Annotated in this window: 9 protein-coding genes; 8 read left to right on the top strand and 1 reads right to left on the bottom strand. The window is 38.5% G+C overall.

Features of this window, described 5'->3' with window-relative positions; genetic code table 11:
- The first annotated feature begins 1,187 nt into the window (after positions 1–1,187).
- The 7 genes from ACLKML_RS20190 to ACLKML_RS20160 all read left to right on the top strand — a co-directional run bounded on the left by ACLKML_RS20190 (position 1,188) and on the right by ACLKML_RS20160 (position 12,288).
- On the top strand, positions 1,188–2,192 hold the full coding sequence (locus ACLKML_RS20190; protein ID WP_413284738.1) for a LacI family DNA-binding transcriptional regulator: 1,005 nt from the start codon (positions 1,188–1,190) through the stop codon (positions 2,190–2,192).
- A 17-nt stretch (positions 2,193–2,209) separates the two neighbouring features.
- Positions 2,210–3,457, top strand: coding sequence for an ABC transporter substrate-binding protein (locus ACLKML_RS20185; RefSeq protein ID WP_413284737.1), 1,248 nt, complete (start codon positions 2,210–2,212; stop codon positions 3,455–3,457).
- 150 nt (positions 3,458–3,607) lie between these two features.
- Positions 3,608–4,531 carry a carbohydrate ABC transporter permease gene (locus ACLKML_RS20180; protein WP_413285945.1) on the top strand — a complete coding sequence of 308 codons (924 nt, stop codon included), beginning with the start codon at positions 3,608–3,610 and terminating at the stop codon, positions 4,529–4,531.
- 1 nt (position 4,532) lies between these two features.
- On the top strand, positions 4,533–5,399 hold the full coding sequence (locus ACLKML_RS20175) for a carbohydrate ABC transporter permease (protein WP_317715327.1): 867 nt from the start codon (positions 4,533–4,535) through the stop codon (positions 5,397–5,399).
- 131 nt (positions 5,400–5,530) lie between these two features.
- Positions 5,531–6,622, top strand: a complete 1,092-nt coding sequence (locus ACLKML_RS20170) for a sn-glycerol-3-phosphate ABC transporter ATP-binding protein UgpC (RefSeq protein ID WP_317715326.1) — start codon at positions 5,531–5,533, stop codon at positions 6,620–6,622.
- Positions 6,623–6,689: 67 nt separating this feature from the next.
- Positions 6,690–9,101, top strand: a complete 2,412-nt coding sequence (locus ACLKML_RS20165; protein WP_413284736.1) for a GH36-type glycosyl hydrolase domain-containing protein — start codon at positions 6,690–6,692, stop codon at positions 9,099–9,101.
- Between the two features lie 94 nt (positions 9,102–9,195).
- Positions 9,196–12,288: a GH116 family glycosyl hydrolase gene (locus ACLKML_RS20160; protein ID WP_413285944.1), complete on the top strand. Its 3,093-nt coding sequence runs from the start codon at positions 9,196–9,198 to the stop codon at positions 12,286–12,288.
- A gap of 74 nt (positions 12,289–12,362) precedes the next feature.
- Here the strand turns inward: ACLKML_RS20160 and ACLKML_RS20155 are convergent, their stop codons facing one another.
- Positions 12,363–13,379 carry a LacI family DNA-binding transcriptional regulator gene (locus ACLKML_RS20155; protein WP_317715324.1) on the bottom strand — a complete coding sequence of 339 codons (1,017 nt, stop codon included), beginning with the start codon at positions 13,377–13,379 and terminating at the stop codon, positions 12,363–12,365.
- 537 nt (positions 13,380–13,916) lie between these two features.
- Here ACLKML_RS20155 and ACLKML_RS20150 point away from each other — a divergent pair.
- Positions 13,917–15,791 (top strand): methyl-accepting chemotaxis protein, encoded by a 1,875-nt coding sequence (locus ACLKML_RS20150; protein ID WP_413284735.1) that lies wholly within the window; start codon positions 13,917–13,919, stop codon positions 15,789–15,791.
- The last annotated feature ends 78 nt before the right edge of the window (positions 15,792–15,869 follow it).

The raw sequence follows: 15,869 nt of genomic DNA, 5'->3' as shown, positions 1-15,869 counted from the left end.
ATCAGCTAGTTAGATGGTAGGCACTGTCGACGCAGTTGACTTGTAATCGCTTTCATTTCATAAGATATATCAGTTCCTGTCACACAAAAAATGTAAACATTTTATTTTTTAAGATTAACTTTGGTGAAATTTTTCATAATGATGAAAATTAATAACTGTTTTCATAATTATGAAAGTTTAAAGTTAGAATAAAAATAGGTTGGTTTATTTTTATAGGACCTTTTAAAAGGTTGAATGTTATTTTTATATGTTGTTATGTTATTTAATAATACAAAAATTATCTTTCTTAATATTTGTTATTTAGAGCGTTGTGTTTGGTTTTATTAAATGTGTTTACTTTACTAAGTACTTTTTAGGTATTTGTTGCTATTTTTATTTAATTTTTTCTTTTGTTCCTTTTGATTTCTGTTTTTATTGAAGGGTTTCTATCTGTTTTTTAGGTTGGTCTTGGTTTTTTATTGTCTGTTTGCTTGCATTTTTCATGAAACAATAGATCGTTATTTTAACGGTTTATACAGTGGAGAATTGATTTTAATTTAATAAAAAACAGATAGTTAGTTGGTTTTTATTTTTAATTTATAATGGGTTTTTATTTCATGAAAAATAAAAAATCACTGTTCGTGACTTGAATCGTTTTTTCTGATTTATATTCGACTTATGATTGTTTCTCCAGTGTCCGGTAATGTTTGGCTTTATATTGTATTAAAATTAATGTTAAAAATTTAAGTGGTTATTTAATGTTTGTTTTTTATAGTATGGTTAGGTTTTGTTTTTCATTGGAACGTGATAGTAGTAATCCTATGTTTTATTTTTAATTGATGTTTTTGGGCTTAATAAGCTGATTTTTATTTTCAAGGGTGCTTCGGCACCCTTTTTGTTTTTGTTTTATTTATTAATTTGCCCAAGTTTGTGTGTTGAAGGATGTTCTTTAGAAAAAACAGTGAATTTTTTAATAGTAAGACGGTAATTGAACAAATGAAACACAGTTCCATGAAACAGTTTCACCGCGTCAATATTTCCTGTTGGTGTTTTCAAGTTTTTAGAACTTAGCCTCTTGACCTTAATTTCAATGTGAGCAAGTTCACGAATTACTATTTTGATTACTCTATTATTCGCTGCATGAAAGCGGTTTCCAACATGAACCAATCGGTTACACATTAGCTAGTAACACAAAGGAGGCGAAAGTCATGACAACGATTAAAGATGTATCAGAACATGCTGGCGTCTCACAAGCGACAGTGTCCCGAGTTGTGAATGGTTCTTGTAGAGTGAGTCACGACAAAAAGCTTTTGGTAGAAAAAGCGATTAAAAAATTGGGTTATCGGCCTAACTCTATTGCCAAAGCATTAGCATCAAGTCGAACAGGTAGCATTGGTGTGGTTGTACCGGAACTATCCGCATTTTATTCAAGAATGTTACAAGCCATAGAAGATCAACTTCGCCGTTTTGGATATCACTTGGTGGTGACCTCTGGTTCAAATGAAGAGCAAGGCCAATTGGAGGCGATAGATTTTTTATTAAGTCGTCGGGTCGATGCGGTCATTTTACATACTCAGCATGTTTCCGATGATTATTTGATCAATTTAGATAATGAAGGGGTCAAGCTGGCTCTAATGAACCGCTTTATCCCTGAGCTTGCTACCAGTTGTATTGAGTTAGATAACGAGTTAGGTGCCAATATCGCAACCAAGTATTTGATTGATATGGGGCATACAGAAATTGCTTGTATTACTGGGCCTCTCTCAAAATCTGATGCTAGAGCTCGTCTGCAAGGCTACCGTGATGCATTGGAAAATGCTGGGTTGGAATATTGTGAATCACGCGTAGTAGAAGCCGGTTTCACTGAAGAAACTGGTGCAAATGCTATGTACAAACTTCTTAACCGTGACTGTCGCTTTAGTGCGGTTTTTGCAGCTAATGACCATATGGCCTTTGGCGCATTTGAAGAAATGAAAAAAGCCAATTTATTGGTTCCACAAGATGTATCACTGGTTGGTTTCGACAATATTTTATTTGCTCGATACCTTACTCCGGGGTTGACCACCATAGATTTTCCTATTGAACAAATGAGTACTGAAGCGGTGCAACTTATCCTTCAGAAACTTATTAAGAAGAAAACTAAAGTAGATTTTAAACTTTCGCCTGCTCTTGTTATCCGAGACTCGGTGAAAAAACTCGCAACTCATTTATAATAATGAAGGACTATAAGATGAACCTGAAGACTCTTACCTTATCCAGTGCCGTAGCGCTAGGTCTTGCTGCTACTGCAAACGCGGCTGATACGTCAATTCGATTTGATGGCTTTCCAGATTTTGATAGTAGCTTAAAAGTAATTTTGCCTGACTTCGAAAAAGAATCTGGCATTAAAGTTGACTATTTGATGAATAATCATGGTGACCACCATACTAAGCTAACCACCAACTTGGCAACGGGTTCTGGTGCTGGTGACGTTATTGTGGTTGATGTCGAAAAAATTGGCCCTTTTGTTGCTTCTGGTGGTCTCGTTAATTTGTCTGAACAGTATGGAGCAGATAAATATGCGGAGCGATTTGCACCGTATGCATGGACTCAAGGTAAAGGTAGTGACGGTAATGTCTATGGTATTCCAGTCGATTTGGGTCCAGGTGTAATGTATTACCGCACGGATATTCTGGATAAAGAAGGCGTTAAACAAGCTTCAGTAATCAAAGATTGGGATTCTTATATTGAGTATGGTAAACAACTAAAACAAGACGGTGTTTATCTTATAGCTTCTGCCGCTGATGTTGCTCAAGCGATCATTTTTACTACGGTACCTGAAGGTGAAGGGCTGTATTTTGATAAAGATGGCAAGCCAGTTGTAACGTCAGAGCGTTTTGTTCACGCATTCGAAGTTGCTAAGCAGATTCGCGATGCGGGCTTAGATGCACGTATAACCGCATGGTCTAACGAATGGTACGAAGGGTTCCGTAACGGTACTTTTGCCACTCAACTTTCTGGTGCTTGGTTATTAGGCCACCTACAAAACTGGATTGCTCCTGAAACCGCTGGTAAATGGGGTGTATCAAACCTTCCTGATGGTATTTATGGCAGCTGGGGTGGTTCTTTCCTTTCAATTCCTAAACAATCGACTAAGCAAGATGAAGCATGGAAGTTGATCGAATATATGACAACGAATCGCGACGTTCAGCTTAAGCACTTTGAAACTATTTCAGCATTTCCTGCCAACACCACAACTTATGATGATGCATTGTTTGACCAAGAAGTTGAATTCTTAGGTGGCCAAAAAGCACGTCAACTATTTGCTGAAGTGGCAAGAAATATCAAACCAGTTCAACCAGGTCGAGGTGACCACGTAGCCAAGTCTATCATCATGGAAAATGCGTTGATGGAAGTATTAGATGAAGGCAAAGATATCAAAACAGCGCTTAGCGAAGCCGAGCGTCTAATTTTACGTCGTACACGTAACCTTAAGTAATATATTTAAGTAAACTATCGAGGTGCCTGTCCCATTAGGGCAGCGCCTCATTCTAGTGAGGTCGTTATTATGAGTCAGGCAATGAAAGATACAAAATTGTCGAATCAGGAGGAACTTTCTGAAAAGAAAGGGTTTCTTTCATGGTTAAATATGAAAGCGCTTACACCGTATGGATTCCTTCTACCTTTTTTAGTTATTTTTTCTGTTTTTGGCATTTTTCCGCTACTTTTTTCAGTCTACTTGTCTTTCCATACTTGGAACCCAGTAGAAGGTTTAGCTGCAATGGATTTTGTAGGTTTTGAAAACTACAGCATTGCATTAACAGACCCTTGGCTTTGGCGTTCGCTAAAGAATACTTTCTGGTTAGCGATTACTTCTGGCGTTGCTCAACACTTTGTGGCTATTCCTGTTGCTTATATTTTGGTGTCGCTTGGTGACAGACTTCGTCATTGGTTAACTTCGGCGTATTTCTTGCCGTACATTACCTCTACCGTTGCTGCCTCACTTATCTTTTTCAATATGTACTCACCTAATTCTGGGGTGATTAACCAAGCGTTAATGGGGTTGGCTGACAGCTCATTATTTGGTTGGGCGTTTGCTTGGATTAATGACTATCAACCTATTCGATGGTTGGATGATGCGTCATTTATCAAGCCTTCGATTGCTATTGTGGTCTTTTGGAAATACACCGGTTTTAACATTGTGCTATATACCACCGGCCTGATGACTATTCCGAAAGATATTTTAGAAGCAGCGAGAATGGATGGTGCCAATGCACTACATCGTTTCTGGCATGTTTCCTTACCAATGATTCGTCCATTCGTGTTTTTTGCTGTCACTATGACCATTATTGGTAACTTACAACTATTTGAAGAACCATTTGTATTAACCAAAGGTCTTGGTGGTACGGGACAGGCGGGTTTAACCATATCTATGTATCTGTATAAAGTGGGTTGGGAGTGGCTAGAAATGGGGACAGCGTCTGCTATTTCATGGTTGTTATTCGCACTTATTGCATTCTTTACAACGATTCAATTTGTATTCTTTGGTAAAAAAGGCTTGGGGGAACAATAAGATGAATTTATCTGCACTAAAGCCAAGTTCTGATGTGTCAGAACTGATTACAAAAATTTTATTGGCTGCTTTAGCCGCAATTCTAATCGTATCAGCGTTGATAACCGTGTTCCCATTTTTATGGTCAGCATTACTCTCAACAAGAGATCGGTCAGAAATATTCGGAACCGGCATCAGTTTGATGATGGGTGATAGCTTAACGGTTAACTATGAAAAACTACTAGAAATTATGCCTTTCTGGCAAGCGATGTTTAACAGTATTTATGTGGCCTTTTTAGGGACCACTATCTCGTTACTGTTTTGTAGTATGGGCGGTTACGCATTCGCTGTATTTAAATTTAAGGGCAAAAATGTGCTGTTTGGTATGTTAGTGGGGTCAATGATGATACCGCCAGTGTTGAGCCTGATACCTTACTTCATGATCGTTAAATTCTTAGGTTTAATGGACAATCATATGGCGGTATGGCTACCGTTTACAACGACACCATTTGGTATCTTCTTGATGCGCCAACACGTTATTGCATCGATTCCTAAAGAGCTTTTAGAAGCGTCTAAGTTGGATGGAGCGGGTGAATTTAGAACCTATTGGAGCGTGGTGTTGCCATTGATGAAATCGGCATTAGCTACTTTAGCCATTGTTCAGTTCGTGTTTTTCTGGAACTCATTTATGCAGCCTTTAGTTGTTCTAACCACTCCAGAAAACTACGTGATCACTCAGGCGCTTAGAAGTGTTCAAGGCATACCGAATACGCCATGGGGTGCGGTAATGCTTGGGACAACAATTTCTATATTACCATTGATTACCGCCTATTTATTTGCCTCTAAGCAGATGATAAGTGGGTTAACTTCAGGTGCGGTGAAAGGCTAAAACGGTTTATAAGTGGTGAGATTTAAACAATTAGATAAGCCCTTATTAATAAACGAAAAGTGACGATTATTTAATGCGGCGTAAATGGAATGAGTAGTGCTACTTAACATTTACGAGGCGGAGACAAAATTATGGCGAATGTAGTATTTAAAAATGTTAAAAAATCCTTCGGTGATGTCGAAGTAGTGAAGCAGTTTGATTTTGAAGTTCAAGATGGCGAGTTTGTGGTGTTTCTTGGGCCATCAGGATGTGGTAAGTCTACCACTCTGCGTATGCTCGCGGGTTTAGAGAGTATTACCGCAGGTGAGATTTACGTTGGTGGCAAACTAATGAACAAAATTGATGCAAAAGACCGAGACTTAGCGATGGTTTTCCAAAGCTATGCGCTTTACCCTCATATGACGGTATATGAAAATATCGCATTTGCTCTGAAGTTAAAAGGCATGGCAAAAGCGGATATTGATGTTGAAGTTCGAAAAGCCACCAAAATGCTAGAGCTTGATCCATTACTTGATCGTAAACCCAAAGAGTTGTCTGGTGGACAACGTCAAAGGGTGGCAATGGGTCGAGCGATGGTAAGAACGCCGAAAGTGTTCCTGTTCGATGAGCCTTTATCCAACCTAGATGCCAAATTACGTGGCACTATGCGTGAAGAGATAAAACAGCTTCACCGTGAATTAAAAACCACCACTATCTATGTTACTCATGATCAAATCGAAGCCATGACATTAGCGGATCGCATTGTCATTTTAAAAGACGGTTATGTTGAGCAAGTAGGGACGCCTACGGATGTATTCAAACGACCTGCTAACAAGTTCGTTGCTCAATTTATCGGTAACCCATCAATGAATATGCTTGATGCAAAACTGGTTGATACTAATGGCGATTGGGCGATTGAATTGGGTGATATTTCTATTCCATTACCTGAACGTTTTAAAGCTCACGCTAGCAAAAATTTAGCTTTACATTTAGGTATTCGTCCAACTGATCTGCATTTACGCAGCGAACAAGTAGACCATGACAGAGTATTACCTGTGCCGGTAGCAATTAAAGACAAAGAGCTATTGGGTGCCAGTATTTTGTTGAAAACCGTTGTGGCGAATCAACAAATGATGGTTGAAACGCAAGCGGCAGAAGTGGATGTATCAAGCGCTACTTTGTATATCGACCTCGATGCCATACATTTGTTTGATGCTTTGAGTGGTAAGTCGCTAGCGGTTTAACAGATAGATAGAATTTAGATTAAGGTTTATTTGTGCTGTTGTTTAGGGCAGCACCTAAGGATTTAAGATGAAATTTGGCTTTTTTGATGATAAGCAAAAAGAGTATGTTGCAACCACTCCAGTCACTCCAATTAAGTGGAGTAACTATGTCGGTACACTTGATTTTGGTGGAATCGTTGATAGTAATGGTGGAGTACTGTTATGCAAGGGAGACCCTGCATTAAATCGTATCACAAAATATATAGCGCAAATGCCCAATTCGGATTTCAAAGGCTCAACCCTATATTTAAAAGTGCGTAACAAAGCTGGAGATATAGAGATATTTTCACCATTTTTTACGCCGACTCTTAAGCCATTAGATAAGTTTGAAAACCATACTGGACTTTCATACAGCAAATTTGTTGCTGAAGCGTTTGGTGTGCGTAGCGAAGTTACGTTTTTTGTGCCGAAACATGATCAGGTGCTTTTACAAGATATTAAAATCACCAATATATCAGACCAAGAATTACATGTTGATGTTGTTCCTGTGTATGAATTTACCCATTTTGATGCTTTAAAACAGTTACTCAATGCTGACTGGGTTCCACAAACAATGACATTAAATGCGCATACTGAGCAGTCAGGGCACATTGTGTTAGAACAATATGCGTTTATGAAACGCGATTATGCGGTCAACCTTATGACAGCCGATAGAATTGCTACTTCGTTTGATGGTGATCGTCAACAATTTTTAGGTGACTTTGGTTATGGAAGTTGGGTTGCTCCGATGGCGCTGAGCAATTCAGAACTAGGCAATTCTGAATGTATGCGCGGAGATAATATTGGTGCGTTGAACTTACGCTTAGGTTGGTTAGATAAAGGGGCAACCGAGAGAACCGTCGTTCAGCTGACCCAACATGAGAGCCTTGCTCAAGCGCGGTCATTAATGGCCAAATATCGCGATCATAATAATGTCGATCAAGCTTTCACTGAACTTGGGCAAGATTGGGACAATTATTTGGACACACTGCAAGTCGACACGCCAGATGATTCGATGAACTCAATGCTTAATGTGCATAATCCACGTCAATGTCACACCACTAAGAATTGGTCTCGTTATTTGTCTTTGTATCAGCTTGGTTATGGCGCACGCGGTATCGGCTTTCGTGATTCTTCACAAGATACTTTAGGTGTGATTGCACATATGCCAGAAGAAGCACGAGAACTAATGGAACGCCTTTTATCTGTGCAAAAGCGTGATGGTTCTGCTATGCACCAGTTTTTCCCATCAACAATGGAAGCCAATGAAGGTGATTCTAGGGAAGAAGAAGATCGTCCTAACTATTACGGCGATGATCATTTGTGGATCATTTTTGCTGTCACGCAATATGTGAAAGAGACGGGCAATCATCAGTTTTTAGATAAAATCATTCCGTTTTATGAAAAAGGCAGCGATGAGCTACCATTAGAACACGCCAGTGTTTGGCAGCATCTATGCCGTTCAATTGAGTTTACTCGCAGCAATACCGGACCACACGGATTACCATTACTTGGTTTTGCTGATTGGAATGATACGGTTAATTTGCCAACCGGCGCTGAATCCTTGATGGTGGCAAACATGTACGGTAAAGCGCTACTGGATATGCTGGATCTATGTAAGTTACGTCAAGACAGTCAATTAACTGAACAGTTTTCCGCTCAATACAAACATATGCAAGCTATTGTCAACCAACATGGTTGGGACGGGGAATGGTATGTTCGTTATTATGATGAAAGTGGTCATCCCATTGGTTCAGAGCAAAATGAACAAGGTAAAATTTATACTAATGGCCAGAGTTGGCCGGTTATATCAGGTTTTGCAACCAAGCAACGAGCAACACAAGCATTGGATTCAGTGAATAATAAACTGAATACTGACAATGGCATTAAATTATCTACACCTGGTTATAACGGCTTCGAACCTCGATTGGGTGGAGTATCCACTTACCCGCCTGGAGCGAAAGAGAACGGCGGTATATTTTTGCATTCAAACCCATGGGTGATGATAGCAGAAGCAAAAATGGGTAACGGTGAGCGTGCTTATCAATATTACCGCCAGATTAATCCAGCGTCGAAAAACGATCAGCTTGATACCTTTGAGTCGGAACCATATTGTTACCCACAAAATATATTGGGCGACGAACATAAACAATTTGGTCTGGGTAGAAATGCATGGTTATCTGGTACTTCGGCTTGGACGTATGTTGCTGGCACACAATGGATTTTGGGTGTTAGACCAGAAATTGACGGCTTAGTTGTTGATCCTTGCATTCCTGCTAATTGGCCTGAATTTAGCGTAAAACGTAAATTCCGCGGTGCGATTTATCATATTCATGTTGCTAACCCTAATTCAGTTTGTAAGGGAGTAAAAAGCATGTTGGTTAATGGTGAGTCGATAGAAGGTAATAAGGCGCCTATCTTTACTACTGGTGAGCATAAAGTTGAAGTAGTACTGGGCTAAATCCGATAGAGCACTGAGTTTGCAAGGTTGATTTATACATACATAGAAGATAACCGGTGCTCTGTCTAAATAGAATTTACATTAGGTTTTGATGATGAGAAATACAATTCCGTATACGAGTTTTTCTGGAGTCTCAGAACAGATATGCGCACAAGGTAATGCGGTTGAATTTATTCAACCTTGGTACTCTCCTATTTCAACTACGCCGAGTAATACCGGAATGGCGATTGGTGGTATTGGTAGTACATTTACGTTAACGCCTTTGGGTAATACACCAAGTTTTTCTTTTATTCCAGGTATTTACATCGATAACAATGATAACCAATTCAATCTTAATGATTTTTTTGTATCTGTTGCCGATGAAATCAGTACAGAGCATTTAGTGATAGCGGATTTTGCTAAGTTGAGTCAGTTTATCCATTTTTACCCTGCTTTGTTCCAAGGTAGAACACTGGATTTAACCAGTTCGGATACGGCGCTAACAGCCATTAAAAATGCAGCTAATTCGGGTGATTTTTATGCAGATAACGCTGAATATTTCACGAAATGGAGAATAGAATTTACTACCAAGACTCAAGCTGCAATTAAACAAGATAGCCGTTCAATTCATACACAACTCTTGGTTATGCTAGATTTCTTTAATGGCCATGTAGTAAATAAAACGGCTAAAAGTAAATCGCTAACGGCTGACTCAAATCAGCAAAGTATCGAGGCAATTTCCGCTACAGATATTGAGTACCAAGCACTTTATCCGATAGCAGAATATCGATATTCTGCATTTGAAGAGATCAGCATTCAAAGAAAAGTAGTTTCACCCATAGTACGTGGTGACAAAAAACTATGTTCATTACCTATGCATTGGAACGAATTTGAAGTAACGAATTTAACCAAGCAAGTTAAAACCGTCACTATAGTTCAATCCTTAAAAAATTTGATAGGGTCGACGTATGCAAAACAGCGCCCCGGCGTTCAAGATTCTGCTTGCGTATTGACACAAAACCCAATTAAACAGTCGCATAGCAATTATACCGCTCAACTTACCGATGATGATTTCTTTTCTGGTGTATTGCTCGCTACCGAATCTCCTTATCAATCGGATATTGAGGGAGAAGTCTTGTTTGGCGTTCAAGTCGACTCTTCGTTGGTAAGTTCGCAAAATATTACCGTTTCAACTAAACCAACCGTTTACAGCGTTAATGAGCAAGATGCAGTGATCGATGCACTTAACAGTGGTCGTGTTAACAGTGCATTTGATACCGGAATTTATAGCGGCAGAGAAGCAATGTCTGCTTTGGTGGTGGTGCAGTTAGAACTTCAACCTAATCAAAGTTTAAACGTTAGATTTGTCCAAGTTATGGACCACAGCAAAATTTTGCTGCAAGACTGGCAAAGTGAAAAAGCTTACGCGCAATTTTACTCTCAAGACAATCGTGCAGTGACTATCTTGCAAGACAACCTGGCTGATTTAGACTCAATAGAGCAACAAATTATCGCTCAGCAACAGCGCTATTTTGAGCAGGCTAAACAAGCAATCGGCGACAACAGGTCTGCTGTCAATTTTTCAACCATGGCAATGAATACGTTGTCTTTCTTAGCTGAATCAACCGTTTGGGATATTGAAGATAAATTTCTAGTTAAAGAGTGTGTTGACTATCCTTTCTTTAACTCACTTGACGTCTATTTTTATGGTTCATTTTCATTATTGTATTTACTGCCTGAATTAGATGGTTGTGTGATGAAAGCGTTTTCAGAGGCAATACTGGCGCAAGATCCAACTAAACGTCGTTTTTGGGAATACGAAGATAAACCGAATGCAGAATTAATTGATAGTAAATATCAAGGGGTAAGAGCAATTCGAGGGGCGGTTATTCATGACCTTGGTAGTCCTTTTGACATTAAGCCAGACGCTTATACTTGGCACAATGTAAAGGAATGGAAAGATCTTGCACCAAAATATGTGTTGATGGTTTATCGTCACTATAAGCAAACTGGTGACCTCTCAGTAGTGGAATCATGCTGGCAAGCAGTAAAAGAAAGCGTCGATTATCTAGTGGATCTTATTGAAGAAGGGGACGCGTTACCACTGACCCGAGGCACTGATGACACCTTTGATAACTTAGCATCGCATGGTATCTCTGTTTATTGTGCCAGCTTGTGGGTCGCAGGTTTGCATGCAGCAAGTGAATTAGCAAAGTTGATGGATGAGACTAATTTAGCCGACGGCTATAGTGAACGGGCTAATGCTTCACTTATGGTTCTCGAACGAGGCTTATGGGATGAAGAAAAAGGTTATTTCCATTTCTATGTAACGCCAGTGCAGGCGAAACATTTGACTGGACAAAATTATCAACCTCTTACATCAATTGGCTTATTGTTAACAGGTAATACGATTGTTGACAAAGAGATTGTAAATGACTATTTAGATCAAGTTCCGCAAACAGATGGCCAGAGTAAAGTCGAGGCTCGTCGTGCTGCGAAAAAACAGCTTTTACAACTTGCACCAAAAGCATTTACGGATGCTTACGGTGCGATTATTGATATGGATTCTGATAACAGTTTTGGCGATGCGTTGTTAGCTGATAGTTATCTTAAATTATTAGGCATGAACGGCCTATTTAGTGAGAAAAAAGTAAGTCGTGCGCTAGATTATGTCTACCAGACTAACTTTAAAGTGAATAGTCCAAAACTTGGCGTGGCGAATATGACATTGGCAAATGGTTTGCCGCATGAAGCATTTCAAGCTCAAGATGTATGGATTGGCGTTCAGTTTAGTGTCGCTTCAGCGTTACGGCTTGCAGGGAAAAATGACCAAGCGATAGAATTGATGGACACGGTATATGACGCTCTTTATCACCAGTCAAAAATCCCTTTTGCAGCTCCAGAAGGGTTTAACTGTTCAGTTATTGTTTCCGTTCAAGCATTGCGTGATCAATTTGATATTGATGAAGACATGGCTAAAAAATGGCATGCTAGATTAATCGAAACCGAGTGTTTGCTAAACGACTGTAGAGTGAATCCATATATTTCTGATGATATTAGTGTGTTTTCTAATCAAGTAGAAACGGTCATCGATGGTAAGTTTATTGCTAAACTTCATGTGTGGTTACAAAACACTGGTTTGAAATATACCGCAGGCCGTTATTTTAGACCTGGAATGATATTTTCTTATTTGCCTGAAGCACTGTAATTATTATTTTAAAGCGGATGACTTTGCACTCATGTTAATAAAAAGACCACCGATGAAGGTGGTCTTTTTGTCGATTATTTGTTTAGTTTCTGAGTAGATTGCCGCACGATTAAATTGATCGGGGGCAAGCGACTAGAATGTCTTTCACCACTTAAAAAGTTTAATATTGAGTGCGCTGAAACGGTACCAATTGCCTCTATTGGTTGGCGTAATGTGGTTAATCCAGGCGTAAAATATTCAGACGTTGGTAAATCGTCAAAACCGATAACGGATATATCATCAGGCACTCTTAGACCATTATCATGAATGGCTTTAATCACGCCGTAGGCACTGAGATCATTGGCGGCAAAAATAGCGGTGACTTTGGCTTTTTCATCATTCAATAGTTGTACTGTTTGTTGATAAGCGACAGCTGAACTAAAATCGCCTTGCTTTATTAACCTTTGGTTTGGTCTTAACCCTGCTTCTTTTAAGGCTCTTTTATAACCTTCGAACCTATGTAATGAGTCAGGTTGGCTAGCGAGCCCTTTAATGTGACCAATATTTGTATGCCCCAACTGAAGTAGGTGTAAAGTAGCCATATACCCCGCTAATTCGTTGTCGATATTAATGCAACGGATTCTGTTTGCCTTTACTTCATAACCAACCGCAATTACCGGTATTTTCTCTGAAAAATCAATTAATTGCTTGTTAGTTAAGTTACCGGTTACGACTATAAGTCCATCAATGTTTTGTTGCGCTAAACTGGTTAAGGCATGAGTCTCTATTTTTTTATCCCAGTGACCAGAGGCGATAGTCAACTGATACCCCTGAGCGATAAGAACTTTCTCCATATCATTCAGTATTTGACTGGTAAAGGGACTGTCCGGATGTTGGACTAAAGCCCCGATCGTCATTGTGCGACGATTTCCAGTTTGAGCTTGTTGGTAAACTGGTTTGTAATCTAGAGTATTAATTGCATTTTCAATTTTTTGACTTTTATCATCAGAAACGTAAGTTGTTCTATTTAAAAAACGAGAAACCGTTGCTGGAGAAACTCCCGCTAGTTTAGCTACATCATATACCGTAGCGGTTTCTTTTTTCTTTCGCATAATTTAATAGCCTGAATAGTCGTTAGATGGACTAGTAGTTAAAAGGACAGTCGCGTATTGTTATTTTATCACAAGTCATTAATTTTTTAATAACAATAATTTATTGCTATTTTTATTAGCTATTAACACTGTAATTTAAGGTTTATATTTATATGTTTTACATCACATTTAGTCATAAGTGAGCAAGGTCTTATTTTTAGTATAAATGTATGAAATTTAATTTTCTATATCTTTTTCAGTGTGAATTATTTAGTGTATCTAACTGTTTTGTTTGTTTTAATTTAACTTTCTTCTGCAGTGTTGATTTTGTTTGACTGGTTCTGTTTCAGCTTTTTTTAGATCGATATCTTTGTGATACGTAATGCGGATTATATATTTTATTCATGAATAAATAGTACTACTATTTATAATTGAGTGATAAGTGTGAAACAATTTTCTCTTGTATCAAAAATCCACATTGGATTTGTTCTATTAATATCAATAATGATTTTTATATCATGGTTTAGTTTAGGTGTTATCAAAGAGTCCGCGAATCGAATGGGTCGAATAAATAATGAATCGATACCTTTGGTTGTACACTCTAATCAATTAACCATATCCTTACTTAATATTAATAGAAGTCTTACTCCTTATCTATTTTCTTCATATATTGACGAGCTCGATGAATCATCTGTAGTGATAAAATCAGCGGTACATAATTATTACAATGAGCTCGAGTGGTTACGCAAGCAAGCTCAGTTAGATCATGAATTAGTCCACTATGTTGAGGTAATAAATTCATCAAGTACATTGATCGTTGATCTGCTTGACGAGGTTATGACTACCTATGCTCATTACTTAGATTTAAATGATAGGGTTCTATATTTTAAATCTGATATGGCAATGTTACTCCAGAAGGTAACAAATCAATTGCGGGCACAGTCGGCAGCGCCTGGAGTGGATAAAATTGTGATCGAACAGTTGTTGAGTCAAATAGGATTAATAGAATCTCAGTCTGACATTATTTTTTCATTAAAAAATTTGAGTGAGCTAAAGCCAGAAATGAAAAGCTTTTCTCATCGAAAACAAACTTATTTGGAATTAATCAGCCAGATTAAAAATACACATCCTGAGATTTATTCGGCTATACAAGAAGGACTTAGCTTAATTCAAACATCGGTTTTTTCAAGTGATGGTGCTGTGAACATGTATATTGAATCTATCAAATTAAACGCTAAGTCGCAGGCTTTAAGAGCGGAACTTGAACAAGAACTTAATCTGCAATTGCAATCCATAGAATCGATGTCTGAATTTGCTACCACCAACACTGGGCATTTATTTGCGCAATCAAATAGTGCGTTAAACCAATCTTATATTTCAATTATCTCCGTTGTATTGCTAGCCATATTTTCTGCTGCTTTGATTAGTTGGATTCTGGCAAGGTCAATAAAGGTTCCAAGCCGTCTGATTAATGGAGTGCTTGATAGCGTTTCAAATAAGAATTTGGCCGTTAAAGTAAACTATCAAAAAACAAATGAACTCGGACAGGTTGCCAATAAAATTAATGCAATGATCTACCAATTGTCCGAGGTAATAAACCAATTAAGTATTTCTTCTCAAAGCCTTAATGGCGCATCTGTAGAAAATCAAACCACCAGTGATGAGTTAAGTTCAGCGATAGAAAAACAAACGGCGCAAATTTTACAAGTAGCGTCGGCAATGGAGCAAATCGAGCATGCAGTAGTAGAGATTGCAAACGCGTCTAATGATTCATTTAGTCTCGTAACCAATGCCGTGCAGCGTTCTGTTGAAGGGCAAAATCTTATGGAGGAAAACGCTTATTTAGTTGAACAATTGTCACAACAATTACTTAAAGCAACTGAAAGTATCCAGCAGTTACAGCGTGAGACTTCAAATATAGGGTCAATTTTGGATGTCATTTCTACTATTTCTGATCAAACTAATTTGTTGGCATTGAATGCTGCAATTGAGGCAGCTAGAGCAGGAGAATACGGAAGAGGATTTGCTGTTGTTGCTGATGAAGTACGTGTACTTGCTTCAAGAACGACACATTCGACAGTTGAAATTAAAGACAAAATAGAGTCGTTAAAGCAAAGTGCTGTAACCACGGTTTGTCAAATCACAGAATGCACGGATTATATGTCCAAATATAGTAGCCATGCACAAGGGGTGAACTCGGCTCTATTTGAAGTACATCAGTTTCTTGGTCAGATAGAGGAAAGTAGCCATCAGATTGCGGCTGCAACTAATCAACATAAGCTAGCTGCAAGTGAGGTTACTGAAAACGTGGAGTACATACATAGCTTGGCCCAGGTTACGACAAAGAGTGCACAAAATTTGGTTTTGTTGAGTGAAAAATTAGAAAATATGGCAGAACAGCAATCAAGGTTAACGCGAGCTTTTGATTTATAATTACATGCGATGCTTCTATTGTTGTGATTATTTGTGTAAGTACTGAGTTTTAAAGGCTTTCAGGAGGCTGATAATCAG

This window comes from Vibrio sp. MA40-2 (assembly GCF_047302445.1).
Taxonomy (GTDB): domain Bacteria; phylum Pseudomonadota; class Gammaproteobacteria; order Enterobacterales; family Vibrionaceae; genus Vibrio.
Note: the sequence above shows the minus strand (reverse complement) of the source record. Positions and strands in the feature narration are given on the sequence as shown.